Here is a 24,398-nt window from a genome sequence, read left to right as displayed (position 1 = left end):
GTCAGCGCGCGCGGTACAGGGCCGCAGCGCGGCGCAGCCCCGCGCGGGCACGCCGGCGGTCGCCCGCCGCGTCGTAGGCGAACGCGAGGCGGTACCACGCGGCCCAGTCGTCGTCGTGCTCCTGCGCCTCGGCGCGCGCGCCGGCGAAGGCCGCGCGCGCGGCCGCGCGGTCGATCCGTCCGCCCGGCGAGCGGGGCAGATCGTCGACCGGCAGCGCGCCGTCGGCCGCGAGCTCGTCGGCCATCCGCTGCACCTGCGCGGCGAGCCGCCACTCGCTCACGACGAACCAGACGCCCAGCAGCGGCAGGACGCCGATCGCCACGCCGAGGGCGATTCCGACCGGCTCGCCCGTGCGCACGAGCGCGAGGCCGCGCGAGGCGAGCAGCACGGTGTACAGCCCGAGCAGCGCCGTCAGCGCGATCGCCCCGGCCAGGCCGCGGCGCCAGCGCCGCGCGGGTCGCGCCGACTCCGGCGTCGGGCTCATCACAGGTCCAGCAGCTGGTCGAGCCCGACCGTGAGGCCGGGCCGCGCAGAGACGCGGCGCACCGCGAGCAGCACCCCCGGCAGGAACGACACGCGGTCGAACGAGTCGGTCCGGATCGTCAGCTGCTCCCCCGGGTTGCCGAACAGGATCTCCTCGTGCGCCACGAGCCCGCGCAGGCGCACGCTATGCACCCGGACGCCGTCGACGTCGGCGCCCCGCGCCCCGACGAGCCCCGTGGCCGTCGCGTCGGGGATCGGGCCGAGCCCGGCGTCGGCGCGCGCGGCGGCGATCGCGGCGGCGGTGTGCCGGGCCGTGCCCGACGGCGCGTCGACCTTGTCGGGGTGGTGCAGCTCGATGACCTCGGCGGACTCGAAGAAGCGCGCGGCCCGGGCCGCGAACTCCATCGCGAGCACCGCGCCGAGGGCGAAGTTGGGGGCGATCAGGACGCCGAGGCCGGGGGCCCGCGCGAGGTGCTCGCGCACGCGCTCGAGCGCCTCGTCGGTCCAGCCGGTGGTGCCGACGACGGCGTGCAGCCCCGCGTCGATGAGCGCGTGCACGTTCGCCTCGGTCGCGGCCGGCACGGTGAAATCGATGCCCACCTGGGCGCCGGTCGAGGCGAGGCGCGCGACGTCGTCGCCGGAGTCCAGCGCGGCGACCAGCTCGAGGTCAGCGGCGCCGCGGACCGCCGCCGCGACGGCGGTGCCCATCCGGCCGGCCGCGCCCAGGACGGCGACGCGAACGCGCTCGGGGCTGCTCGGGGTGCTGCTCGCTGGGGTGCCACTCACGGGGGTGCTGCTCGACTCGCTCACGGGACGAAACCCTAACCGCTGCGCCCGAACGCGAACGTCCGCACCCCAGGGTGCCGGAGCACCGCGGGATGCGGACGCGTGCGTGCAGCGCGAGCGGTCAGTCGCCGAACGGGCCGATGCGGACCACCGAGCGCGGGCGCGCGGCCAGCTCGACCGCAAGTTCGCGGACCTGCTCGGCCGTCACCGCGCGGACCAGCTCGAGGGACTCCTCGAGGTCGGTCAGCTCGCCGTGCACCAGCTCGGCCTTGCCGAGCCGGCTCATGCGGGAGCCGGAGTCCTCCATGCCGAGCACGAGGCCGCCCGAGAGCTGGCCGATGCTGCGCGCGAGCTCGCCGGGCGTGATGCCGTCGGACGCGAGCCGCTCCCACTCGGTCTCGAGCAGCGCCGTGACCTCGTCCACCTTCGACGGGGTGCAGCCCGCGTAGAGCCCGAAGATGCCCGTGTCGGCGTGGCCAGACGCGAACGAGTACGTCGAGTACGCCAGGCCCCGCTTCTCGCGGATCTCCTGGAACAGCCGCGACGACATGCCACCGCCGAGGACCGCGTTGAGCACCGAGAGCGTGAAGCGGCGGGGATCCGTCGCGGTCAGGCCGAGGCCGCCGATGATGACGTTGGCCTGCTCGGTGGTGCGGCGGACCGTGACGTGCGAGCCCTGCGTCGGCACGCCCTCGAGCGCACCGGGCGCGACCGAACCGACCCGGCGCCCGATCGGCGCGACCGACGTCGTCGTGTCCCAGCCGCCGACCTCGAGGGCGCCGAGCACCTGCGCGCACAGCGCGTCGTGGTCGACGCCGCCGGCCGCCGTCACGACGAGCGTGCGGGGGTCGTAGTGCTCGCGATAGTGGTCCCACACCGCGGCGCGGGGCACCGCGCGGATGGTGTCGGGGGTGCCGCCGATCGGCCGCCCGAGCGCGTGTGCGCCGAGGACCGTGGCGGTGAACTGCTCGTGCACGACGTCGGACGGGTCGTCGTCGTTCATCGCGAGCTCTTCGAGGATGACGCCGCGCTCGGTCTCGAGCTCGTCGGCATCCAGGCGGGCCGAGGTGACCATGTCCGTGATGACGTCGACCGCCATCGGCAGGTCGCTGTCGAGCACCCGGGCGTAGTAGCAAGTGTGCTCCTTGCCGGTGGCCGCGTTGGCCTCGCCGCCGACGGCGTCGAACGCCTCGGCGATGTCCATCGCCGAGCGCTCTGTGGTGCCCTTGAACAGCAGGTGCTCGAGGAAGTGCGTCGAGCCGTGATGGCCGTCGCGCTCGTCGCGCGAGCCGACGCCGACCCAGGCGCCGACCGTGGCCGAGCGGACGCCGGGCATCCGCTCGGTCAGGACCCGCACCCCGCCGGGCAGGACGGAACGACGCACGATCGCGTCGCCGCCTGGCCCGGCGGTGAGCTCGCTGCCCGGTTCCCCGGGCTCGACGAGCGGAAAGGCGAGTGGCACGTCAGACGTCGGCGTTCGCCGGCACGGCGGCGGAGGACTCCGCCGCGTCGTCACCCTCGACCACGGCGTGCAGCGACAGCTTGCCGCGCGGGTCGATCTCGCCGATCTCGACCTGGACCTTCTGGCCCACGGTCAGGACGTCCTCGACGTTCTCGACACGCTTGCCACCGACGAGCTTGCGGATCTGCGAGATGTGCAGCAGCCCGTCCTTGCCCGGCGAGAGCGAGATGAACGCGCCGAAGGTCGTGGTCTTGACCACGGTGCCCACGAAGCGCTCGCCGATCTCCGGCATCATCGGGTTGGCGATGGCGTTGATCGCGGCCCGAGCGGCCTCGGCCGACGGGCCGTCGGTCGCGCCGATGTAGACCGTGCCGTCGTCCTCGATGGAGATGTCGGCGCCGGTCTCCTCCTGGATCTGGTTGATCATCTTGCCCTTCGGCCCGATGACCTCGCCGATCTTGTCGATCGGCACCTTCACGGAGATGACGCGGGGGGCGTTCGGGGACATCTCGTCCGGGACGTCGATGGCCTCGGCCAGCACGTCGAGGATCGCCAGGCGCGCGTCGCGGGCCTGGGTCAGGGCCGACGCGAGCACCGACGCCGGGATGCCGGCGATCTTGGTGTCGAGCTGGATGGCCGTGATGAACTCGCGGGTACCGGCGACCTTGAAGTCCATGTCGCCGAACGCGTCCTCGGCGCCGAGGATGTCGGTCAGGGCCGCGTAGCGGGTCTCACCGTTCACCGTGTCGGAGATGAGGCCCATCGCGATGCCGGCGACGGGTGCGCGCAGCGGCACGCCCGCGTTGAGCAGCGAGAGGGTCGAGGCGCAGACCGAGCCCATCGACGTGGAGCCGTTGGAGCCCAGCGCCTCGGAGACCTGGCGGATCGCGTAGGGGAACTCCTCGCGGCTCGGCAGGACGGGCATGAGCGCCCGCTCGGCGAGCGCGCCGTGGCCGATCTCGCGCCGCTTCGGCGAGCCGACGCGGCCCGTCTCCCCGGTCGAGTAGGGCGGGAAGTTGTAGTTGTGCATGTAGCGCTTGCGCGTCTCGGGCGCGAGCGTGTCCAGCTGCTGCTCCATGCGGAGCATGTTCAGCGTGGTGACGCCCAGGATCTGGGTCTCGCCGCGCTCGAACAGCGCCGAACCGTGCACGCGGGGCAGGACCTCGACCTCGGCGGACAGGGTGCGGATGTCCGCGAGCCCGCGGCCGTCCATGCGGACGCCGTCCGTGAGCACGCGCTGGCGCACGAGCTGCTTGGTGATGCCCCGAACCGACGCGGACAGCTCCTTCTCGCGGCCCTCGAACTGACCGGACAGCTGCGCGACCGCGGCGGACTTGATCTCGTCGAGGCGCGCCTCGCGGTCGTGCTTGTCCGCGATGGTGAGCGCCACGGTGAGGTCGGCCTCGACGACGGCCTTGACGGCGGCGTACGTGTCGTCCTGGTAGTCGAGGAAGCGCGGGAACTCGCGGACCGGCTTGGCGGCGCGAGCGGCGAGGTCGGACTGCGCCTCGCAGAGCAGCTTGAGGAACGGCTTGGCGGCCTCGAGGCCCTCGGCGACGACGGCCTCGGTCGGCGCGCCGGCACCCTCGGAGATGAGGTTCCAGGAATCGTTCGTGGCCTCGGCCTCGACCATCATGATGGCGACGTCGTCACCAGCGATGCGACCGGCGACGACCATGTCGAAGACGGCGCGCTCCTTGTCGGAGTACTTCGGGAACGCGATCCACTGGCCGTCGACCAGCGCGATGCGCACACCGGCGATCGGGCCGTCGAACGGCAGGCCGGACAGCTGCGTGCTGAGCGACGCGGCGTTGATCGCGAGCGTGTCGTACGAGTCGTCGGGGTGCAGCGCCATCACCGTGATGACGACCTGGACCTCGTTGCGCAGGCCCTTGATGAAGGTCGGCCGCAGCGGGCGGTCGATCAGGCGGCACGCCAGGATCGCCTCGGTGGACGGGCGGCCCTCGCGGCGGAAGAACGAGCCGGGGATGCGCCCGGCGGCGTACATCCGCTCCTCGACGTCGACCGTGAGCGGGAAGAAGTCGAACTGCTCCTTCGGGTGCTTGCCGGCCGTCGTGGCCGACAGGAGCATCGTCTCGCCGTCGAGGTAGGCGACGGCGGAGCCGGCGGCCTGGCGCGCGAGGCGCCCGGTCTCGAAGCGCACCGTGCGCTTGCCGAACTTGCCGTTGTCGATGATGGCTTCGCTGAACTCGATCTCGGGACCCTCCATGGGTACCCTCCTCTTTCGTGAAGGCGCCGACCGCTTCGTTGCGATCTTCGATGGAGGCCTGCGGAGCGAGGCTCCGCGGGCCACTACCGAGGACCGGCGGAGCCGGGGCGGCGCGTGGGTTGTGCAGGTGACGTCTAGGGGGCGGGGCACAGGGCCCTCGCAACGCCAGCCCGGACCTCAGTGAGGTCCGGGCTGGCGGATGGTGCTAGCGGCGCAGGCCGAGGCGCTCGATCAGCGCGCGGTAGCGGCCGATGTCGATGCGCTTGAGGTAGCTGAGCATCCGGCGGCGCTTGCCGACGATGAGCAGCAGCCCGCGGCGGCTGTGGTGATCGTGCTTGTGCTCCTTGAGGTGCTCGGTCAGGTCGGTGATCCGAGCGGTCATCATGGCGATCTGGACCTCAGGAGACCCGGTGTCGCCCTCGTGCGTGGCGTACTCGGTCATGATGGACTGCTTCTTTACTGCGTCGAGGGGCACGGTTCTCCTAGTGTGTTCGCTGCGCGGTGCTCTGGGGCACATCCACCCGAGCGCTCTGGGTCCGCGGCCGATCTGACGGCGACCTGATACTACCAGCCGGCGGGCGGCCCGCCCGCCGCGACGAGCAGCTCGCGGGCGCGAGCGACGTCGTCGTGCATGGTCGCGACCAGCTCGTCGATCGAGTCGAAGCGCAGCGTCGCGCGCAACCGGGCCACGAACTCCAACGCGACGTCCTCGCCGTACAGGTCGAGATCCGTCCGGTCCAGGACGTAGGCCTCGACGCGGCGGGCGACGCCGTCGAACGTCGGGTTGGTGCCGACCGAGATCGCGGCGGGCAGCACGGCGTCGGCCGCGTCGGGCGCCAGGTCGAGCCGGCGCAGCCAGCCCGCGTAGACGCCGTCGGCCGGGACCATGCCCGCCGCGTCGGCGCTGAGGTTGGCGGTCGGGTAGCCGAGCTCGCGGCCGCGCGCATCACCGTGCACGACGACGCCGCGCACCCGGTGCGGGCGGCCGAGGATGCTCGCGGCCTCGGTGACCCGCCCGTCGGTGAGCAGCTCGCGAACCCAGGTCGAGGACCAGCGCCGGTGCAACGGGTCCGCGACGCGCGACAGGTGCTCCTCGTCGGGCGTCCGGCCGAGAGGTGCCTCGGGCTCCGGCTCGGCCGCGAGGTCCTCGATGACGTCGACGGCGAAGCCGTACTTCGCGCCCAGCTCGGTCATCGTCGTGAGGTCGCCCGCGTTCTCCCAGCCGAACCGGACGTCGCGGCCGACGACGACGGTGCGCGCGCCGAGGGCGTGCACCAGGTAGCGGCTGACGAACTCCTCCGGCGTCTGCCGCGCGAAGTCGAGCGTGTAGGTGAGCATCAGGACGGCGTCGAGACCCGTGCGCTCGAGCAGCAGCAGGCGGTCCTCGTCGCCCGTGAGCAGCGGCGGGGCGGTGTCCGGGTGGTGCACCTGCGCGGGGTGCGGAGAGAAGGTGACCGCGACCGCCCGCGCCCCGGCCGCGCGCGCGTCCGTGACCATCCGGGTGAGCACGCTGTGGTGCCCGCGGTGCACGCCGTCGAAGTTGCCGAGCGTGACCACCGAGGGTCCGAAACCGGTCGGTACCTCGGCGAGGTCGGTCCAACGGTGCACGAAACGCTCCTGAGTTGCAGTCAGTGATCTGGTCCTGCCGTCCCGCCACCCCAGGGCAACAGCGAGGACAAGACTGCCACGCCCGCCGCGCGGCCCAAGCACCGAGCCGGCCGGGGCGGCGGCTAGGCGGGGGCGAAGACCAGGACCGGGCGGGCGTGAGGGCCGTCGGCCGTCAGCAGCGCGGCGAGCGTGCCGTCCGGTGCGATGGCCGCGATCGGGTCGCTCGGGGCGGGCTCGCCCGCGTCGATGCGCTTGCCGTAGGACAACGCCGTCGCCTCGTCGGCGGTGAGCTCGCGCACCGGGAAGGTCGCGCGCGCCGCGGCCGCGAGCGGCAGCACCTCGAGCGGCGTCGAGTCGGGGTGCGCCTCGAGCTCGTCCAGCGTGCGCGCGAGCCCGATCGGGTAGCCGCCCACGCGCGTGCGCCGCAACGCCGTCAGGTGCCCCCCGACGCCGAGCCCGGTGCCGAGGTCGCGGGCCAGCGCGCGGATGTAGGTGCCCGAGGTGCACACGACGGTGACGTCCACGTCGACGGCCGTGCCGCCGTCGTCGGCGAGCTCCTCGGCACGTACGTCGTGCACGGTGAAGCTCACGATCGTGACCGGGCGCGCGGCGAGCTCGAACTGCTCGCCGGCGCGCACGCGGGCGTACGCGCGCTGGCCGTCGACCTTGATCGCGCTGACGGTCGAGGGGACCTGCTCGATGGGCCCGGTGAGCGCGGCCACTCCCGCGTCGATCGCCGGGCGGGTGACCGCGGCGGCGTCGACGGTCGCGATGACCTCGCCCTCGGCGTCGTCGGTGTTCGTCGCGACGCCGAGCCGGATGGTCGCGGTGTACTCCTTGTCGGCGCCGACGACGTACGTGAGCAGCTTCGTCGCCCGGCCGATGCCGAGCACGAGCACCCCGGTCGCCATCGGGTCGAGCGTGCCCGCGTGGCCGACCTTGCGCGTGCCCGCGATCCCGCGCATCCGCGCGACGACGTCGTGGCTGGTCCAGCCCGCGGGCTTGTCGACGATGACGAGGCCGTCGGCGGCCGTCGGTCGGCGCGCGGCGCGCGGGCCGCGGTCCGTCCGGGGCTTCCGGGGCGCTCTGCCCGCCCGAGGCGCGCTCTCCGCGGCCGGCGTCGCGATCATCGGGACACCGCCGCGTGCGCGCCGGTCGCACCAACGCTGGCCGCACCGACGCTGGTCGCACCGACGCTGGCGGCGCCGAGGGCGTCGCCGAACGTGCACTCCGCGAGCGCCGCGAGGGCCGCGCTCTCGCCCAGGTGCTCGGCCGCGTCGACCGCGAGGAGCACGCTGATGAGCATGCCGTGGGCGACGAACACCCGGGCCTCGTCCGGACCCTCCCCCGTCCGCTCGCGGTACAGCCGGAACGCGTCGCTGAGCGTCGCGCGCGCGAGCCGGCCGATCTCGGGGTCCGAGCCCGCGGCGAAGCCGTGCAGCACCAGGCGAAGCAGGTCGTGGTCGGTGAGCAACCCGATGTAGGCGTCCCCCATCCGCGCCTTCGCCTCAGGCCCCGCCGGCACCGCCGCGAGGGTGTCGACGATCTGGGTGCACGCCCGGGTGTAGACCTCGACGAAGAGCTGCTGCTTGCCCCCGAACAGGCGGACCACGTAGGGCTGCGAGACGCCCGCCGCGCGCGCGACCTGGTCGGTCGTCGTGGCGGCGTAGCCGCCGTCCGCGAACGCCGACCGCGCCGCGTGCAGGATCTGCTCGCGGCGCTCGTGCGCCGTCATGCGTCGAAGGGCGGTTCCGGAAGTCATGGTTGACAGGTTATCAGTCGATAACTACGGTCGGGAGAGTAGTTATCATCCGATGCTTACCGCGTGCTCACAGGAGATCTCATGACCATCAGCGCTCCCCCCGGACCGCTCGGGCCGACGCCCGCCGGTCCCGCCCCGGTCGCCCCGGCCGGCCGGCCCGCCCCCGCCCCGCGGGCCGTCCCGCTCGCACTGGCGCTCGCTGCGGCGTCCCTGCCGATGTTCATGTCCTCGCTCGACAACCTGGTCATGACCAGCGCGCTGCCGGTCCTCCAGACCGCGTTCGGCGCGAGCGTCGAGCAGCTCCAATGGATGATGAACTCCTACACCCTGGCGTTCGCGACCCTCATGCTCGCCGCCGCGACGCTCGGCGACCGGTGGGGTCGCCGGCGCCTGTTCCTCGGCGGCATCGCCGTCTTCACGCTGGCGTCGATCGGCTCCGCGCTCGCCACGAGCGCCGGCGCGCTCATCGCGGCCCGCGCCGTCCAGGGCGTCGGCGCGGCCGCGATCATGCCGCTCTCCCTCACCCTGCTCGCCAGCGCCGTGCCCGTCTCGCGCCGCGCGATGGCCATCGGCGTCTGGGGCGGCGTCTCGGGGCTGGGCGTGGCGCTCGGTCCCGTGATCGGCGGCGCCGTCGTCGACGGCTTCTCCTGGCAGGCGATCTTCTGGCTCAACGTCCCGATCGCGCTCATCGCGGTGCCGCTGATCCTGCGCGCCCTGCCCGAGTCCTACGGGCGCCGCCAGCCGCTCGACATCGCCGGGCTCGTGCTGGTCGGCGCGGGGGTGCTCGCCACGGTCTGGGGCATCGTGCGCGCCAACGAGCTCGGCTGGACCTCGCTCACCGTCGCGGGCTCGCTCACGGCCGGGATCGCGCTGATCGCGGCGTTCGGGTGGCACGAGGGCCGGACCGCGTACCCGCTCGTCCCCCTGCGCCTGTTCCGCTCGCGCAGCTTCTCGGTCGCCAACGTCACGTCCCTCGCGTTCAGCCTCGGGATGTTCGGGTCGGTGTTCCTGCTCGCGCAGTACCTGCAGGTCGTCAGCGGGTACACGCCGCTGGAGGCGGGCATCCGGACCCTGCCGTGGACGGCCGCCCCGATGATCGTCGCACCGATCGCGGGCCTGCTCGCTCCCCGCGTCGGCGTGCGCGTCCTGCTCGCCACGGGGCTCACGTTCCAGGCGGTCGGGCTAACCTGGCTCGCCGTCCTGACCACGACGACGGCCGCCTACGGCTCGCTGGTGCCCGGCTTCGTCCTCGCGGGGGTGGGCATGGGCCTGACGTTCGCGCCCAGCGCGACCGCCGTCCTCGCCGACATGGCCCCCGACGACCACGCCACCGCCAGCTCGACGAACTCGACCATCCGCGAGATCGGCGTCGCGCTCGGGGTGGCGGTGCTCGTCGCGGTCTTCCAGGCGAGCGGCGGCACGCTGACCCCGACCGGCTACGACGACGGCCTGCGCGCCGCCATCCTCACCGGCGCCGGGGTGCTCGCCCTGGGCGCCGTCGCGACGCTCTGGCTCCCCCGGCACCGGCGCGCGGACTAGCTGGCCCGCCGGGTTCCGCCGACGGCGGTCTACGCGTCGCGGTCCGCGGGCTCGGCGGGCTCGCCGTCGTCGGTGTCGTCTTCTTCGTCGAACGCGGGCTCGGGCTTGCGGTACGGGTCGGCGTCGCCTGCGTAGACGGCGCCGGCCGCGAGGGCCGCGACCTCCGAGTCGCGACGGGCCGCCTCGTGCAGCGCGGCCTCGAGGGTCGCGGCGACCTCCGGGACGGCGTCGAGCACGAACTCGAGCGACGGCGTCAGCCGGATCCCGGTCTGCTTGCCGACCTCGGACCGGATGAGGCCCTTCGCGCTCTCGAGCGCCGCGGCGGAACCGGCGCGGGCCTCCTCGTCGCCGAGCACGGTGTAGAACACCGACGCGTGCTGCAGGTCGCCGGTGACGCGCACATCGGTCACCGTGACGAAGCCGAGCCGCGGGTCCTTGACCCGGGTGTCGATCATCTTCGCGACGATGACCTGGATCCGGTCGGCGAGCTTGCGCGCGCGTGCGTGATCAGCCATGACTTGAACTCCTTCTCGGACGAGCTTCCAGTACTACCAGCGCCCGGTACCCGGGCGGACGGGAAGGCCCGGGCGACGACGCGTGTCGTCACCCGGGCCGAACCGCTACTGCCGTGCCACGACCCCCTACTTGCGGGGCTTCTCGCGCATCTCGAACGTCTCGATCACGTCGCCGATCTCGACGTCGTTGAACGAGCCGAGCCCGATACCGCACTCGTAGCCCTCGCGGACCTCGGTGGCGTCGTTCTTGAACCGCTTGAGCGACTCGACCGTGAGGTTGTCCCCCATGACCTTCTCGTTGCGCAGCACACGCGCCTTCGAGTTGCGGACGATCGTCCCGGACCGCACGAGCGAACCCGCGACGTTCCCGAACTTGGAGGACCGGAACACCTCGCGCACCTCTGCGGTACCGAGCTGGACCTCCTCGTACTCCGGCTTGAGCATGCCCGTGAGCGCGCTCTCGACGTCGTCGATCGCGGCGTAGATGACCGAGTAGAACCGGACGTCGACGCCTTCGCGGTCCGCCAGCTCCTCGACCCGCTCGGCGAACTTGACGTTGAACCCGATGATGATCGCGTTGTCGACCGTGGCCAGGTTGACGTCGTTCTGCGTGATGGCACCCACCCCACGGTGGATGACCCGCAGCTCGACCTCTTCGCCCACGTCGATCTTGAGCAGCGAGTCCTCGAGCGCCTCGACGGCACCGGACACGTCGCCCTTGAGGACCAGGTTGAGGGTCTCGACCTTGCCCTGCTGGAGCGCCTGAGTGAAGTCCTCGAGGCTGATGCGCTTGCGGCGCTTGGCGAGCAGCGCGGCCCGCTGGGCGGCCTCGCGCTTCTCGGCGATCTGCCGCGCCGTCCGCTCGTCGGACGCCACGAGGATCGTGTCGCCGGCGCCGGGCACCGAGGCCAGACCGAGCACCATGACCGGACGCGCCGGACCGGCCGCCGTGACGGCCTCGCCGTGCTCGTCGAACATCGCGCGGACCCGCCCGTGAGCGGTACCCGCCACGATCGCGTCGCCGATGTGCAGCGTCCCGGACTGGACCAGCACGGTCGCAACCGCACCGCGGCCCTTGTCGAGGTTCGCCTCGATGGCCACACCGCGCGCCGGCTTGTCGGGGTTCGCCCGCAGGTCGAGCGCGGCGTCGGCCGTCAGGAGCACGGCCTCGAGGAGTGCCTCGATACCCATGCGCTTGAGCGCGGAGACGTCGACGAACATCGTGTCGCCGCCGTACTCCTCCGCCACGAGGTTGTACTCGGTGAGCTGCTGGCGGATCTTGGAGGCGTTGGCCCCCTCCTTGTCCACCTTGTTGACCGCGACCACGATCGGCACGTTGGCCGCCTGGGCGTGGTTGAGCGCCTCGATCGTCTGCGGCATCACGCCGTCATCGGCCGCGACCACGAGGATCGCGATGTCGGTGACCTGCGCACCACGTGCACGCATGGCGGTGAACGCCTCGTGACCCGGGGTGTCGATGAAGGTGATGGCGCGGTCGACGCCCTCGTGCATCGTGCGGACCTGGTAGGCACCGATGTGCTGGGTGATGCCACCGGCCTCGCCCGCGACGACGTCGGTCTGGCGGATCGCGTCGAGGAGCTTCGTCTTACCGTGGTCGACGTGACCCATGACGGTCACGACCGGCGGACGGGCCTTGAGCTGCGAGTCGTCCTCGTCCGCCAGCTCGGCGTCGAGGTCGATGTCGAAGGCCCCGAGCAGCTCGCGGTCCTCTTCCTCGGCCGAGACCATCTCGATGACGTAGCCGAGCTCGGCGGCGAGCGTGCCGAACATGTCCTCGTCGAGCGACTGCGTCGCGGTCACCATTTCACCGAGGTGGAACAGCACCGTGACGAGGCTGGCCGGGTTCGCGTCGATCTTGTCCGCGAAGTCGTTCAGCGACGAGCCGCGACGCAGGCGGACCGGGGTCGTGCCGCTGCCGCGAGGCACCTGCACGCCACCCAGCGAGGGCGCCTGCATCTGCTCGAACTCCTGGCGCTTCGCGCGCTTCGACTTCCGCCCGCGAACGGGGCGGCCTCCGGCGCGGCCGAAGGCACCCTGCGTGCTGCCGCGACCGGCACCACCGGGACGACCGCCGCCGCCGGGACGACCGGCGAAGCCGCCGGGCGCTCCACCCGGAGCGCCACCGGCGCCGCCGGGACGACCGGCGTAGCCGCCGCCACCGCCGGGACGGGCACCGCCACCGGCGCGCCCACCACCAGGGCCGCTGGCCGGACGGTCACCGGGGCGACCGACCGCGGTGCGCTGCGGCATCATGCCGGGGCTCGGACGCGGTCCGCCCGGGCGGGGGCCGCCGGGACGGGGACCGCCGGGACGCTCGCCTGCGGGGGCGGGAGTTCCCGCGGCCGCGGCCGGGTCGACCCGACGCTCGCCGGGCCGGGGCATGCCCTGGCTCGGGGCGAACGGGTTGTTGCCGGGGCGGGGTCCGCTCGTGCGGGCCGCGCCCGGTCGGGCGGGGGCCGCGGGAGCAGCAGGCGCCGCGCCGGATCCGCCGGAGCGCGGCATCCCCTGGCTCGGCGCGAACGGGTTGTTGCCGGGACGAGGGGCGCCGGGGCGACCACCCGTCGCGGGTGCGGCGGCAGGCGCGGGCGCCGCCGGGGCGGGCCGCGGGCCGGGTGCGGGCGCGACGCGCGGCGCCGAGGCAGCCGGTGCGACGACGGCGGGAGCGGCGGGCGCCGCGGGTGCGGGGCTCGACGCGGCCGGTGCGGCGGGCGCCACCGGTGCAGCGGTCGCGGCGGGCGTCGCCGGTACGGCGGGCGCTGCGGGCTTGGAGCCACCGGGCTTGGGCGCTGCCGGGGTAGCGGCACCGTCGGACGCACCGGCCGGGTACAGGTCGCGCAGCTTGCGCACAACCGGCGGCTCGATGGTCGAGGATGCCGAGCGGACGAACTCTCCGAGCTCGCCCAGCTTGTTCATGATCGTCTTGCTTTCCACACCGAGCTCTTTAGCGAGCTCGTATACGCGGACCTTGGCCACAACTCTCCTGTCTCGGTCCGCCCGGACAGGGTCAGACCGTCGTTAGTGCTGGGTACTCATCGCTGGGTACTCATCGCTGGGAACTCATCGTTGGATGCTCATCGGGCAGCCATCGGCTTCCAACCCGCTTTCGTGTCGATGTTCGGTCACTGCTCAGGCGAGGGCTTCGGAAGCACTCACCGCCGATCGTCGTGCTGGCTAGTGCTCCCGTGCCGCAAGGAAGCCGCGCACCGCAGAGGTGTCCACCGGACCCGCTATGCGCAGGGCCCGAGGGAACGCCCGACGGCGCTCGGCAAGCTCGAGGCACGAAGGATCGGGGTGCAGCCACGCTCCCCTGCCCGGCAGGCTCCGCCCGGTGTCGATGACCAGCACCGGAATCTCTCCCGGGCCGCAGTCTGTCGCCACCACGCGGTGCAAGACGGACCTGGAACCCTGCGACCGGCACCCTACGCACGTGCGGACCGGGCCAGGGATCGACTCGGGAGCGCTCGCGCGGGAGCGCCGGGCTTCGGGCCCAGCACCCCCAAGTCTAACGCTCCGGCTCACCGAGCGTTACCGGATGATCCCTCGGCGTCGTGGGTCGCGGCGCCGCCGGGTGCGGAGGTCGGCCCGCCGGCCGTCGCGTCGGGCCGACCCTCGTGCGCGGGCTCGGCGACCGCGGCGTCGGACCGGATGTCGATCCGCCACCCGGTGAGCTTCGCGGCGAGGCGGGCGTTCTGTCCCTCCTTGCCGATCGCGAGCGACAGCTGGAAGTCCGGCACGATGACGCGGGCCGAGCGGGCCACGGCGTCGACGACGGTGACCGACAGGACGCGGGCCGGCGAGAGGGCGTGCGCGACCATCTCGGCGGGGTCGTCGCTGTGGTCGACGATGTCGATCTTCTCGCCGTGCAGCTCGGACATCACCGCACGCACGCGCGAGCCGAGCGGCCCGATGCAGGCGCCCTTGGCGTTGAGCCCGGGGATCTTCGTGCGCACCGACATCTTGGTGCGGTGCCCGGCCTCGCGCGCGATCGAGATGATCTCGACCGAGCCGTCGGCGACCTCGGGGACCTCGAGCGCGAACAGCTTGCGCACGAGGTTGGGGTGCGTGCGCGAGAGCGTGATCTGCGGCCCGCGCGGGCCGCGGCCGACATCGAGCACGAAGGCGCGCAGCCGCTCGCCGTGCACGTACTTCTCGGTGGGCACCTGCTCGTGCGCGGGCAGGACGGCCTCGGTGCCGCCGACGTCGACGAGCACGACCCGCGGATCGCGACCCTGCTGGATGACGCCCGCGAGGACCTCGCCCTCCTTGCCGCGGAAGTTGCCGAGCACCTGGTCGTCCTCGGCGTCGCGCAGGCGCTGGACGATGACCTGGCGGGCCGTCGCGGTCGCGATCCGGCCGAAGCCGTCGGGCGTGTCCTCGTACTCGGGGCCCGGGTCGCTCGCGACCCCGTCTTCGCCGACGACGACGTCGTCCGTGGCCCACACGGTGACGTGACCCGACTTGCGGTCGACGACGACACGCGCCTTCTCGCGGGCGCCCGGCGTGCGGTGGTAGGCGGACAGCAGGGCCTGCTCGATGGCCGAGACGAGCACGTCCAGGCTGAGGTCGCGTTCACGCTCCAGCATCCGCAGGGTCGTCATGTCGATGTCCATGTCAGCTCTCTTCGTCTGGGTCGTCGCCGGCCGGGGCGTGGGTGAGCTCGACCTCGACTGCTGCGCTCGTGATGTCCGCGAGCGCGATGTGGGTGGGTACGCCGGTGACGTCACGGCCCGTGGCGGCGTCGACCGGGCTCAGCGTCAGCCGGCCGTCCGTCACGTCGGTGATGCGGCCGAACGCCGAGCCGCTGACGTGGCCGAACGCGGCCACGCCCTCGCGCAGGTTCAGGCGCACGAGCCGCGTGCGGGCCCGCTTGAAGTGGCGGGGTTCGGTCAGCGGGCGGCTCGTGCCGGGGGTGCTGACCTCGAGGGTGTACTCACCCGGGACGGGGGACGCCGCGTCGAGCGCGGCACCGACCTCGCGCGAGACCGCGGCCAGGGTGTCGAGGTCGAGGCTCCCGACGGCGTCCTCGGCCAGGTCGATCGTCACGCGCACCACGGTGCGCCGCCCGGCCGCGCTGATCTCGAGTCCGTCGAGGACCAGTCCTGCTGCGGTGACGACCGGTTCGACCGCCGTGCGAACTCGCTGCGTGCTTGCTGGCGTCGCCATGCTCATCTCCTGTCGGCTCCAACCGGGCAACCCGGCGTGGATTCGACCCTGTGTGAAGTTGTGCGGACCCCAGCCTATCGAGTCCCGGGCGCGGGGCTCGCACACGCGGGACGTGGCAGGATCACCCGCGATGGCTACCAGACCGCTCACGTCCGTGCGCGCGCTCGTTGCGACCGTCGCCCTCGCCGGCCTGCTCGCGGGCTGCGGGGTTCGGCTCGAGACCGAAGCGCCTGCCCCGCTGACCCCCGACGCGACCGAGTCGGCGCGCCAGCGCGGGAGCGCCGACGCCCTGAGCCTCGAGGTGCTCGCCTCCGACCCGGCCGCTGATCCCGCGAACCCGGCGACCGCGGTCCGCGCCACGGTTGCCGCGCACGCGGGCGAGCACCTGCTCGCGCTCGGCGGGGTCTACGCCGACTCGGCGGCCTCGCCCTCGCCCTCGAGCACTGCCACGACCGACCCCGCGCCGGGCGAGGTCGCCGCGGCCTCGACGGACGCCGTCGTCACGCAGCTCACCCAGTCGGCGGCGAACGCGCGCGCCGACGCCGAGACGGTGCCCGACGGCGCGCTCGCGCGGCTGCTCGCCTCGATCGCCGCCGAGCGGCTCCTGCTCGCGCGGCAGCTCGCGGGCGCCGCGACCCCGGCCGTGCCCGAGCTGCCCGGCCTCGTCGCGCCCGACCAGGCCCCGGCCGGCGTTCCGGCGAGCGCGCTGAGCGCGCTGGTCGCGGCCGAGGACGAGGCGGCGTACGGGTACGAGGTCATCGCGGCGAAGCAGTCGGAGACGATGCGCGCCAACGCCCTCGCGCGCGCCGCGGTGCACCGGAGCCGCGCGCAGGACTGGGCCGTCGCCGCCGGGATCTCGCGCACCGGCCTGGACCCACGCCGGACCGCCTACGCGCTCCCGGCCGGTCTCGAGGACCCCGCGACCGCCGCGACCCTGGCCCAGACCATGGAGCAGTCCCTCGCGGCGACGTACGCGGCCCTCGTGGCAAGCGCCGACCCCGACGCGCGCACACCGCTGATCGACGCGCTGGCCGAGGCCACGAACGAGGCGGCCACCTGGGGCGCCCCCACCCCACCCTTCCCGGGCCTCTAACTCACCCCCACCCCGCCCGCCCAGCCCCGCCACCAGCCCCGGTTTTCAGGGGAATGTGTGCGCCACACGCACACATTCCCCTGAAAACCGGGTCGCGGCGGGTGGGTGGGCGGGGGGGGCTAGCGGGGTGGGGCGGGGGTTAGCTCGGGAGGAGGGCGTCTAGGAGCTCGGCTATGCGGTCCGGGGCGTCGGCGACCGGGACCTGCTCGGCCTGCGGGGCGTCGGCGTCGGCGCTCGCGACGCGCGGGCGCACCTCGACCACGCCGTCGGCCAGCCCGCGGCCGACCACGACGACGAGCGGCACCCCGAGCAGCTCCGCATCCGCGAACTTCACGCCGGGCGAGACCTTGGGCCGGTCGTCGAACAGCACCTCGATGCCGCGGCTCGACAGCGTCGTCGCGATGGACTCGGCCGCCTCGAACACGGCGGGGTCCTTGCCGGTCGCGACGACGTGGACGTGCGCGGGGGCGACCTGCGCGGGCCACGCGAGCCCGGCGTCGTCGTGGTGCGCCTCCGCGAGGGCCGCGAGGACGCGCGAGACGCCGATGCCATACGACCCCATGGTCACGACGGTCGCCTTGCCGTTCTTGTCGAGCACCGTCAGGCCGAGCGCCTTCGCGTACTTGCGGCCGAGGGCGAAGATGTGGCCGATCTCGATCCCGCGCGCGAGCTCGAGCGGGCCGGAGCCGTCTGGCGCCTCGTCGCCGGCGCGCACCTCGGCGGCCTCGACCGTGTTCGCCGCGCCGCCCTGGCCCGCGGCGAGGAAGTCCCGCCCCGCCACGAGGTCGAAGACGTGCCGGCCGGGCTCGTTGGCGCCGGTGATCCAGCGGGTGCCGATCGAGATGCGCGGGTCGAGCAGGTAACGGACCCCGAGCGGGGCGCCCTTCGCGTCCGTCCCGGCGTTCTCGCCGAGCGCGGCGGAGCCGATGTAGCCCTTGACGAGCTCGGGCCGCGTCGCGAGGTCGGCCGCGGTCGCGGTCTCCACCTCCGCGGGGGCGAGCGACGCCTCGAGCCGCTTGAGGTCGACCTCGCGGTCGCCCGGCAGGCCCACCACGAGCAGCTCGCGCGCACCCGACGGCTGCACGAGGGCGAGGACGACGTTCTTGAGCGTGTCGGCCGCCGTCCAGGCGCGGTCGGGGCGCCCGAAGCGCTCGTTCGCGACGGCGACGAGCGTGTCGATCGTCGGCGTGTCCGGGGTGTCCTCGACGTGCGCGGCCGGGGCATCGGCGAAGTCGATCGGCGCCGGGGAGGGCGTCGTGACGGCCTCGACGTTGGCGGTGTAGCCGCCGGCCGAGCGGACGTAAGTGTCCTCGCCGATCGGGGTCGGCGTGAGGAACTCCTCGCTGCGCGAGCCGCCCATCGCGCCCGACGTCGCCGCGACGATGACGTACTCGAGGCCGAGACGCTCGAAGATCCGCCGGTAGGTGTCGCGCTGGATCTGGTAGGACGCCTCGAGCCCGGCGTCGTCGATGTCGAACGAGTAGGCGTCCTTCATCACGAACTCGCGGCCGCGGATGAGGCCCGCGCGCGGGCGCACCTCGTCGCGGTACTTCGTCTGGATCTGGTAGAGCGACAGCGGCAGGTCCTTGTAGGACGAGTACAGGTCCTTGACCAGGAGCGTGAAGAGCTCCTCGTGCGTGGGCGCGAGCAGGTAGTCCCCGCCCTTGCGGTCCTTGAGCCGGAAGATGTTCGGGCCGTACTCGGTCCACCGGCCCGTGACCTCGTACGGCTCCTTCGGCAGGAGCGCGGGGAAATGCACCTCCTGCGCGCCGGCGGCGTCCATCTCCTCGCGGACGACGGCCTCGACCTTGCGCAGCACGCGCAGCCCGAGCGGGAGCCAGGTGTAGATGCCGGGCGCGGCGCGGCGGATGTACCCCGCGCGCACCAGGAGCCGGTGGCTGTCCACCTCGGCGTCGGCCGGGTCCTCCCGCAGAGTCCGGACGAACAGGGACGACATCCGCAGCAGCATGGGCGTCAGCCTACTGTCGGCGGCCGCCCGCTCCACCCGCGGCCTCGCTCCCCCGCCTACCCGCTCCCGTCGCCGCACCCGCTGCGCCCACCACGCCGTTCGGGCGGTGCATCGGCGCGCGGTGCGCCACGATGGGCGGATGCCGGAGCTGCCCGAGGTCGAGGCGCTCGCGCGCTTCCTGCGCGAGCGGACGGTCGGGCACGCCGTGGCCGCCGCCGACATCGGCGCGATCAGCGCGCTCAAGACGTTCGCCCCCGCGCCGGCCGACCTCGTCGGGCAGACCGTGCGGGGCGTGTCGCGCCACGGCAAGTGGCTCGACGTGGCGACGGGCCCGCCCCCGGGTGCGCCGGCGTCGTCGGCCGCCGACCTCGCCGACGACGCCGGCCCGCACCTGGTCTTCCACCTCGCCCGGGCCGGGTGGCTGCGCTGGTCGGACAAGGCCCCCACGACGCGCGTGCGCCCGGGGAAGTCGCCGCTGGCGCTGCGCGTGCGATTCGACGACGGCGCCGGGTTCGACCTGACGGAGGCAGGCACGCGCAAGCGGCTCGCGGTGCACGTCGTCGACGACCCGCAGCAGGTCCGGGCGATCGCGACGCTCGGCGTCGAGCCGCTGAGCCCGGAGTTCACCGTCGAGCGGCTCACGGCCCTGCTCGCCGCGCGCAACCAGCAGATCAAGGGGCTGCTCCGCGACCAGTCGGTGATCGCGGGGATCGGCAACGCGTACTCCGACGAGATCCTGCTCGTGACGCGCACCAGCCCGTTCGCGCTCACCCGCTCGCTCAGCGCAGCCCGGATCGCGGCCCTGCACGTCGCGATCGGCGACGTGCTGACCGAGGCGATCGCGGCGTCGGCGGGCAAGCCCGCGGCGGAGCTGAAGGACTCCAAGCGGCGCGGCATGCGCGTGCACGGCCGCGCGGGCCTTCCGTGCCCGGGGTGGGACGGCGTCCCGTGCGGCGACACCGTGCACGAAGTGAGCTTCGCGGACTCGGCACTGCAGTACTGCCCCACCTGCCAGACGGACGGCCACCCCCTCGCCGACCGTCGGCTCAGCCGCCTCCTGCGCTGACCTGGGGCGACCCTCCCGTGGGCGCGGTGGACGGCGAGATGTCCACAGGCCGGCCGGCGGGGGCTTGGCTGGGCCGGCGCGGGTGGGCACGGTCGGGCGATGGACACCACGACTGCCTCGGACCTGCTCGACGGCCTCGCTCCCGGCGGCCCGCCGCGCGTGTTCGGGCGGCACGCGCTCGAACGCGCCGGGCTCGGGCACGCCGAGGTGCGCGAGCTCGTGCGCACGGGTCGGCTCGTGCGCCTGCACCACGGCTGGTACGCGCTCGCGGACCCGGCCCGATTCCCGGTCGAGGCCTACCTCCTGCGGGTGCGGGCCTTCCTCGCCGCCGACGCCGAGCGCCGCGCCGCCGGTCACGTCGCAGGCGGCGAACCGATCCTCACGGGGGCCGCTGCGCTCGTGCTGCACGGCCTCCCGCTGCTCGGCACGCCGCCCGCCGCGATCACGGTCGCCCGCGCCTACCCCGGCGGCCGCTCGGGGGGCGGGTTGATCCGGCCGACGGGCCCGCTCGGCGCCGACGACGTCGTGCGGCGCGACGGCGCGCTCGTGGCCGGCCCGGCCCGCGCGGCGCTCGACGTCGCCCGCTGGCACACGGTCCAGGCGGGCGTGGCGGCCGCCGACGCCGCGCTGCGCGCCGGCTCCGTCACGCACGACGACCTCGACACCGCGCTCGCGCGCATGCCGCGCCTGTGGCGGGTGCGCAACGCCCGCCTCGCCCGCGAGCTCGCGTCCCCGCTGTCCGAGAGCCCGGGCGAGTCCTGGTCGGCCGTCGTCCTCGACGCCCTCGGGGTACCGGCCCCGGCGCGGCAGGCCGCGTTCGCGGACCGGGGCGGCTCGATCGGGCGGGTCGACTTCTGGTGGGAGCGGCACCGCGTCGCGGGCGAGTTCGACGGCCGGGCGGCCTACGGACGCGCGGATCCGGCGGTGCGCCCGGGGGCGGCGATGCGCTGGGCCGAGCAGCTCCGGGAGGACCGCCTGCGCGGGCTGGACGTCGCCGTGGTGCGCTGGACGACGGCCGACCTCGGCGCACCCGCCGCGCTGCGCGCGCGCCTGGCGGCCGCCGGCGTGCGCCGGTGAGGCGCCACTGAGGCGCCGGTGACCCGATGGCAGGGCGAGTGTGCGGGGCTCGGGGCTCGGCTAGAAGAGGATCGTCGCGAAGGTGCCGACCTGGCGGAAGCCCACGCGGTAGTAGGCCGCGAGGGCGCGGGTGTTGTAGTCGTTGACGTACAGCGAGACGGTCGGGGCGACGTGCGCGCGCGTCATCGCGACGACGGCCGCCATGCCTGCCTCGGAGAAGCCGCGGCCGCGGTAGTCCGGCGCGACCCAGACGCCCTGGACCTGCGCGACCTTGCCGGCGACGGCGCCCAGCTCGGCCTTGAAGATCACCTCGGGGCCTCGGGGCCCGCGGGCCATCCGGATGAACGAGCGCTCCTCGGCGATCAGCGACCGCACACGGGTCTCGTACGGCCCGTTCGGCCCCGAGGCCGGCGAGTACCCGACCTCCTCGGCGAACATCAGCACGCAGGCGGGCAGCACGGCGTCGTACTCGTCTGGCCGCGACACGCGCACGAGCGGATCGGGGGCGACGAGCGGTGCGTGGTCGATCACGAGCGACGGCTGGTTCGCGCGGATCTCGCGCGGCTTCGACCAGGACGGGGCGAGCCGCTCCCACAGCCCGAGGGCCGCGTCGGCCGCGCCGACGATCGACGAGCACCGCCGTCCCTGCGCGCGCGCGAGCGCCGCGAACCCGTCGAGCGCGCCGTCGGCGTCCGGGGGGATGACGGGCACGAGGTTCGCGCCGGACCAGCACACCGCGGCCAGCTCGCCGGCCCGATCGAAGCCCCAGAGCTGCCCGCCGGAGGACTTCAGGCCCGACCGGGCCACCGCGTCGATCCGGTTCGCGGCGAGCACGGACTCGACGGGCATCCGCGCGCACAGCCGGGCCGCCGCCGGGAGGTCGGCGTCGTCGAGCAGCCGACCGCCCACTGCGGTGCCACTGAGGGTGGAGCCACGCCAGCGTGCCATGAGTGAATTGTGCACTACGTGGCTGTGAGCGACACCGGAACGCGCCCAGGCGCCCGCGACAGCCCGGCGCCGGTCACGTCGCGGTCATTCAGCGGTCAGGTGCGCGACCTCAGGACACCGTCACGACGGGCGCGCCGTCGGCGACGGGCTCCATCGACTCGGCGATCCGCATCGCCTCCTCGATCAACGTCTCGACGATCATCGACTCGGGCACCGTCTTGATGACCTGGCCGCGGACGAAGATCTGGCCCTTGCCGTTGCCGGACGCCACGCCGAGGTCGGCCTCGCGCGCCTCGCCGGGTCCGTTCACGACGCAGCCCATGACGGCCACGCGCAGCGGGACCTCGAGGCCCTCGAGCCCGGCGGCGACGCGCTCGGCGAGCGAGTAGACGTCCACCTGCGCCCGGCCGCACGAGGGGCACGAGACGATCTCCAGCTTGCGCGGGCGCAGGTTGAGCGACTGCAGGATCTGGATGCCGACCTTGACCTCCTCGACCGGCGGGGCCGAGAGCGAGACGCGGATCGTGTCGCCGATACCCTTGCTCAGGAGCGCGCCGAACGCCGTCGCCGACTTGATCGTGCCCTGGAACGTCGGGCCCGCCTCGGTCACGCCCAGGTGCAGCGGCCAGTCGCCGCGCTCGGAGAGCAGCTCGTAGGCGCGCACCATGATCACGGGGTCGTTGTGCTTGACCGAGATCTTGAAGTCGTGGAAGCCGTGCTCCTCGAACAGCGAGGCCTCCCAGACGGCGGACTCCACGAGCGCCTCGGGGGTCGCCTTGCCGTACTTGGCGAGCAGACGCGGGTCGAGCGAGCCGGCGTTGACGCCGATCCGGATGGACACGCCGGCGTCGGACGCCGCGCGCGCGATCTGCTTGACCTGGTCGTCAAACTTGCGGATGTTGCCGGGGTTCACGCGCACGGCCGCGCAGCCGGCGTCGATCGCCGCGAAGACGTACTTCGGCTGGAAGTGGATGTCGGCGATCACCGGGAGCTGGGACTTGCGGGCGATGACCGGGAGCGCGTCGGCGTCGTCCTGCGTCGGTACCGCGACGCGCACGATGTCGCAGCCGGCCGCGGTCAGCTCGGCGATCTGCTGCAGGGTCGCGTCGATGTTGGTCGTCTGCGTCGTGCACATGGACTGGACGCTGACGGGGGCGTCGCCACCGACGTCGACCTTGCCGACCTTGATCTTGCGGGTCAGCCGGCGGGGGGCGAGGACCGGGGCCGGGGCCTCCGGCATACCAAGGTTGATGCTCACGCAGCCAGTATCCCTCTTCCGGTGCAGTCCCTCTCGGCGGGCGGCGTCTCGGTCGTCACAGCGAGACCGGGCGCACGATGTCGGCGTAGATCAGCAGCACGCCCACTCCGGCGAGCACCACGAAGACGCCGTACGCGAGCGGCATCATGCGCGCCACGTCGACCGGGCGCGGGCGCGGCAGCCCCCGCAGGCGCGCGACCTGCCGGCGGGCGCCCTCCCAGAGCGCGCCCGCGACGTGGCCGCCGTCGAGCGGGAGAAGCGGGATGAGGTTGAAGACGAACAGCGCGATGTTCAGGGACGCGATCAGGCTGAGCATCGTGACGACCTGACCGAGCAGGCCGAGGTCGCCGCCGCCGTCGGCCGCCACCTCGCCCGCGATCCGGCCGATCCCGACGACGCCGATGACCGAGTTGGCGTCGCGCTCCTGCGAGCCGAACGCCGACTGGGCGACGTCGACGACCCGCGCGGGCAGGTGCAGGACCACCTCGGCGGTCCCGGCGACAGCGGCGCCGATCGCCGCGGGCACCGCCGACAGCGGCTGGCGCGCCAGCACGTAGCTGGGGCCGATGCCCAGGTAGCCCACGGACTCCGTGCGGGCGGTGCCGTCCGCCGCGAGCACGGGCTCGCCGTCGGCGTCCACGACCGCGCGGTCCAGCTGGACTGGGCTGACGGTCAGGGCGACGTCGGCGCCGTCGCGGTCGACGACGACGGGCACGGACTCGCCCCCCGCCTCCCGGATCAGGCCGGACAGCTGCGTCCACGAGGTGACGGCGGTGCCGTCGAAGGAGGTGACGGTGTCGCCGACGGCCAGCCCCGCGGCGGCGGCCGGCGACTGCGGGTCGCCGGCCGCGCACTCGGTGGCGCCGGCGGCGGGCACGCACGGCGTCACGGCCGAGACCGTCGAGGAGAGGCTGGCCACCCCGAGGCCGCAGAGCACGACCGTGAGCAGCACGGTGGCGATGACGAGGTTCATGACCGGCCCGCCGAGCATCACCACGAGCTTCTTCGGCGTCGAGAGCCGGTAGAACGCGCGGTGCTCCTCGCCGGGCCGGATCTCCTCGACGCTGACCTCGCGCGCATCCTGGGCTACGCGGGCGAACCAGTTCGTGACCGGGGGGTTCCCGACGGCGTCGGGCGTCGGGTACATCCCGACCATGCGCACGTACCCGCCGAGCGGGATGGCCTTGATGCCGTACTCGGTCTCCCCGCGCGTGCGCGACCACAGCGTCGGGCCGAAGCCGACCATGTACTGGCTCACCCGCACCCCGAACCTCCGTGCGGGCACCATGTGGCCGACCTCGTGCAGCGCGATCGAGATCAGCACGCCGACGACCATCACCAGCACGCCTACGAGGTACGCCATCAGGTCTCCGATGTGTTGTGCGCGGCGGGGCCCGTGCGGTCGGCCATCATCTCCC

General features: G+C 73.7%; 21 protein-coding genes. 4 read left to right on the top strand and 17 right to left on the bottom strand.

Annotated features, from left to right (window positions below; translation table 11 throughout):
- Position 1: 1 nt before the first annotated feature.
- The 8 genes from J4E96_RS06430 to J4E96_RS06395 form a co-directional block, all read right to left on the bottom strand.
- Positions 2-484, bottom strand: a complete 483-nt coding sequence (locus J4E96_RS06430) for a hypothetical protein (RefSeq protein WP_227424944.1) — start codon at positions 482-484, stop codon at positions 2-4.
- Positions 484-1,269: a 4-hydroxy-tetrahydrodipicolinate reductase gene (gene dapB, locus J4E96_RS06425; protein ID WP_227424943.1), complete on the bottom strand. Its 786-nt coding sequence runs from the start codon at positions 1,267-1,269 to the stop codon at positions 484-486. Before dapB ends, J4E96_RS06430 begins: the two co-directional genes overlap by 1 nt.
- Before the next feature lie 121 nt (positions 1,270-1,390).
- Positions 1,391-2,731 carry a M16 family metallopeptidase gene (locus tag J4E96_RS06420; RefSeq protein WP_227424942.1) on the bottom strand — a complete coding sequence of 447 codons (1,341 nt, stop codon included), beginning with the start codon at positions 2,729-2,731 and terminating at the stop codon, positions 1,391-1,393.
- A gap of 1 nt (position 2,732) precedes the next feature.
- Positions 2,733-4,961 carry a polyribonucleotide nucleotidyltransferase gene (locus J4E96_RS06415; RefSeq protein WP_227424941.1) on the bottom strand — a complete coding sequence of 743 codons (2,229 nt, stop codon included), beginning with the start codon at positions 4,959-4,961 and terminating at the stop codon, positions 2,733-2,735.
- Positions 4,962-5,166: 205 nt separating this feature from the next.
- Positions 5,167-5,436 (bottom strand): 30S ribosomal protein S15, encoded by a 270-nt coding sequence (gene rpsO / locus J4E96_RS06410; RefSeq protein WP_227424940.1) that lies wholly within the window; start codon positions 5,434-5,436, stop codon positions 5,167-5,169.
- Positions 5,437-5,525: 89 nt separating this feature from the next.
- Positions 5,526-6,569 carry a bifunctional riboflavin kinase/FAD synthetase gene (locus J4E96_RS06405; RefSeq protein ID WP_227424939.1) on the bottom strand — a complete coding sequence of 348 codons (1,044 nt, stop codon included), beginning with the start codon at positions 6,567-6,569 and terminating at the stop codon, positions 5,526-5,528.
- Between the two features lie 122 nt (positions 6,570-6,691).
- A complete protein-coding gene (truB, locus tag J4E96_RS06400; RefSeq protein ID WP_227424938.1) occupies positions 6,692-7,699 on the bottom strand; it encodes a tRNA pseudouridine(55) synthase TruB in 1,008 nt (335 codons plus the stop codon).
- Positions 7,696-8,331, bottom strand: a complete 636-nt coding sequence (locus J4E96_RS06395; protein WP_227424937.1) for a TetR/AcrR family transcriptional regulator — start codon at positions 8,329-8,331, stop codon at positions 7,696-7,698. The genes truB and J4E96_RS06395 overlap by 4 nt, the downstream gene beginning before the upstream one ends.
- Before the next feature lie 81 nt (positions 8,332-8,412).
- Between J4E96_RS06395 and J4E96_RS06390 the strand changes: the two genes are divergently transcribed.
- Positions 8,413-9,870, top strand: a complete 1,458-nt coding sequence (locus tag J4E96_RS06390; RefSeq protein ID WP_227424936.1) for a DHA2 family efflux MFS transporter permease subunit — start codon at positions 8,413-8,415, stop codon at positions 9,868-9,870.
- Positions 9,871-9,899: 29 nt separating this feature from the next.
- On the opposite strand, the gene rbfA is transcribed toward J4E96_RS06390, so the two are convergent.
- The 5 genes from rbfA to J4E96_RS06365 all read right to left on the bottom strand — a co-directional run bounded on the left by rbfA (position 9,900) and on the right by J4E96_RS06365 (position 15,569).
- A complete protein-coding gene (gene rbfA / locus J4E96_RS06385) occupies positions 9,900-10,385 on the bottom strand; it encodes a 30S ribosome-binding factor RbfA (protein ID WP_227424935.1) in 486 nt (161 codons plus the stop codon).
- 126 nt (positions 10,386-10,511) lie between these two features.
- Positions 10,512-13,379, bottom strand: a complete 2,868-nt coding sequence (infB, locus tag J4E96_RS06380; RefSeq protein WP_227424934.1) for a translation initiation factor IF-2 — start codon at positions 13,377-13,379, stop codon at positions 10,512-10,514.
- 198 nt (positions 13,380-13,577) lie between these two features.
- On the bottom strand, positions 13,578-13,925 hold the full coding sequence (locus J4E96_RS06375; RefSeq protein ID WP_227424933.1) for a YlxR family protein: 348 nt from the start codon (positions 13,923-13,925) through the stop codon (positions 13,578-13,580).
- Entirely contained in the window at positions 13,922-15,016 is a 1,095-nt protein-coding gene (nusA, locus tag J4E96_RS06370) for a transcription termination factor NusA (RefSeq protein ID WP_227424932.1), read from the bottom strand. Before nusA ends, J4E96_RS06375 begins: the two co-directional genes overlap by 4 nt.
- 1 nt (position 15,017) lies before the next feature.
- Positions 15,018-15,569 (bottom strand): ribosome maturation factor RimP, encoded by a 552-nt coding sequence (locus tag J4E96_RS06365; protein ID WP_227424931.1) that lies wholly within the window; start codon positions 15,567-15,569, stop codon positions 15,018-15,020.
- 130 nt (positions 15,570-15,699) lie between these two features.
- On the opposite strand from J4E96_RS06365, the gene J4E96_RS06360 reads away from it, so the two are divergent.
- Complete coding sequence (locus J4E96_RS06360) at positions 15,700-16,662, top strand: DUF4439 domain-containing protein (RefSeq protein ID WP_227424930.1); 963 nt, start codon at positions 15,700-15,702, stop codon at positions 16,660-16,662.
- A gap of 139 nt (positions 16,663-16,801) precedes the next feature.
- Here the strand turns inward: J4E96_RS06360 and J4E96_RS06355 are convergent, their stop codons facing one another.
- On the bottom strand, positions 16,802-18,631 hold the full coding sequence (locus J4E96_RS06355; protein ID WP_227424929.1) for a proline--tRNA ligase: 1,830 nt from the start codon (positions 18,629-18,631) through the stop codon (positions 16,802-16,804).
- A 139-nt stretch (positions 18,632-18,770) separates the two neighbouring features.
- Between J4E96_RS06355 and J4E96_RS06350 the strand changes: the two genes are divergently transcribed.
- Together J4E96_RS06350 and J4E96_RS06345 are read left to right on the top strand one after the other, a co-directional pair.
- Positions 18,771-19,697 carry an Fpg/Nei family DNA glycosylase gene (locus J4E96_RS06350; RefSeq protein ID WP_227424928.1) on the top strand — a complete coding sequence of 309 codons (927 nt, stop codon included), beginning with the start codon at positions 18,771-18,773 and terminating at the stop codon, positions 19,695-19,697.
- Positions 19,698-19,796: 99 nt separating this feature from the next.
- Entirely contained in the window at positions 19,797-20,774 is a 978-nt protein-coding gene (locus J4E96_RS06345; RefSeq protein ID WP_227424927.1) for a hypothetical protein, read from the top strand.
- Between the two features lie 60 nt (positions 20,775-20,834).
- Here the strand turns inward: J4E96_RS06345 and J4E96_RS06340 are convergent, their stop codons facing one another.
- The 3 genes from J4E96_RS06340 to J4E96_RS06330 form a co-directional block, all read right to left on the bottom strand.
- Positions 20,835-21,722: a GNAT family N-acetyltransferase gene (locus tag J4E96_RS06340; protein WP_227424926.1), complete on the bottom strand. Its 888-nt coding sequence runs from the start codon at positions 21,720-21,722 to the stop codon at positions 20,835-20,837.
- A 109-nt stretch (positions 21,723-21,831) separates the two neighbouring features.
- Positions 21,832-22,962 carry a flavodoxin-dependent (E)-4-hydroxy-3-methylbut-2-enyl-diphosphate synthase gene (ispG, locus tag J4E96_RS06335; protein WP_227425681.1) on the bottom strand — a complete coding sequence of 377 codons (1,131 nt, stop codon included), beginning with the start codon at positions 22,960-22,962 and terminating at the stop codon, positions 21,832-21,834.
- Between the two features lie 73 nt (positions 22,963-23,035).
- A complete protein-coding gene (locus J4E96_RS06330) occupies positions 23,036-24,343 on the bottom strand; it encodes a M50 family metallopeptidase (RefSeq protein ID WP_227424925.1) in 1,308 nt (435 codons plus the stop codon).
- Positions 24,344-24,398 lie beyond the last annotated feature (55 nt).

Origin of the sequence: Pengzhenrongella sicca, assembly GCF_017569225.1 — a bacterium.
In the GTDB taxonomy this organism is placed as follows: Bacteria; Actinomycetota; Actinomycetes; order Actinomycetales; family Cellulomonadaceae; genus Pengzhenrongella; species Pengzhenrongella sicca.
Note: the sequence above shows the minus strand (reverse complement) of the source record. Positions and strands in the feature narration are given on the sequence as shown.

Excerpts from the sequence above, each read along its gene's own strand:
- J4E96_RS06430 (WP_227424944.1), bottom strand. The coding sequence starts at position 484 with ATGAGCCCGACGCCGGAGTCGGCGCGACCCGCGCGGCGCTGGCGCCGC.
- J4E96_RS06415 (WP_227424941.1), bottom strand. The coding sequence starts at position 4,961 with ATGGAGGGTCCCGAGATCGAGTTCAGCGAAGCCATCATCGACAACGGC.
- truB (WP_227424938.1), bottom strand. The coding sequence starts at position 7,699 with ATGATCGCGACGCCGGCCGCGGAGAGCGCGCCTCGGGCGGGCAGAGCG.
- J4E96_RS06395 (WP_227424937.1), bottom strand. The coding sequence starts at position 8,331 with ATGACTTCCGGAACCGCCCTTCGACGCATGACGGCGCACGAGCGCCGC.
- J4E96_RS06390 (WP_227424936.1), top strand. The coding sequence starts at position 8,413 with ATGACCATCAGCGCTCCCCCCGGACCGCTCGGGCCGACGCCCGCCGGT.
- rbfA (WP_227424935.1), bottom strand. The coding sequence starts at position 10,385 with ATGGCTGATCACGCACGCGCGCGCAAGCTCGCCGACCGGATCCAGGTC.
- nusA (WP_227424932.1), bottom strand. The coding sequence starts at position 15,016 with ATGGACATCGACATGACGACCCTGCGGATGCTGGAGCGTGAACGCGAC.
- J4E96_RS06365 (WP_227424931.1), bottom strand. The coding sequence starts at position 15,569 with ATGGCGACGCCAGCAAGCACGCAGCGAGTTCGCACGGCGGTCGAACCG.
- J4E96_RS06360 (WP_227424930.1), top strand. The coding sequence starts at position 15,700 with ATGGCTACCAGACCGCTCACGTCCGTGCGCGCGCTCGTTGCGACCGTC.
- J4E96_RS06355 (WP_227424929.1), bottom strand. The coding sequence starts at position 18,631 with ATGCTGCTGCGGATGTCGTCCCTGTTCGTCCGGACTCTGCGGGAGGAC.
- J4E96_RS06350 (WP_227424928.1), top strand. The coding sequence starts at position 18,771 with ATGCCGGAGCTGCCCGAGGTCGAGGCGCTCGCGCGCTTCCTGCGCGAG.
- J4E96_RS06345 (WP_227424927.1), top strand. The coding sequence starts at position 19,797 with ATGGACACCACGACTGCCTCGGACCTGCTCGACGGCCTCGCTCCCGGC.
- J4E96_RS06340 (WP_227424926.1), bottom strand. The coding sequence starts at position 21,722 with ATGGCACGCTGGCGTGGCTCCACCCTCAGTGGCACCGCAGTGGGCGGT.
- ispG (WP_227425681.1), bottom strand. The coding sequence starts at position 22,962 with ATGCCGGAGGCCCCGGCCCCGGTCCTCGCCCCCCGCCGGCTGACCCGC.
- J4E96_RS06330 (WP_227424925.1), bottom strand. The coding sequence starts at position 24,343 with ATGGCGTACCTCGTAGGCGTGCTGGTGATGGTCGTCGGCGTGCTGATC.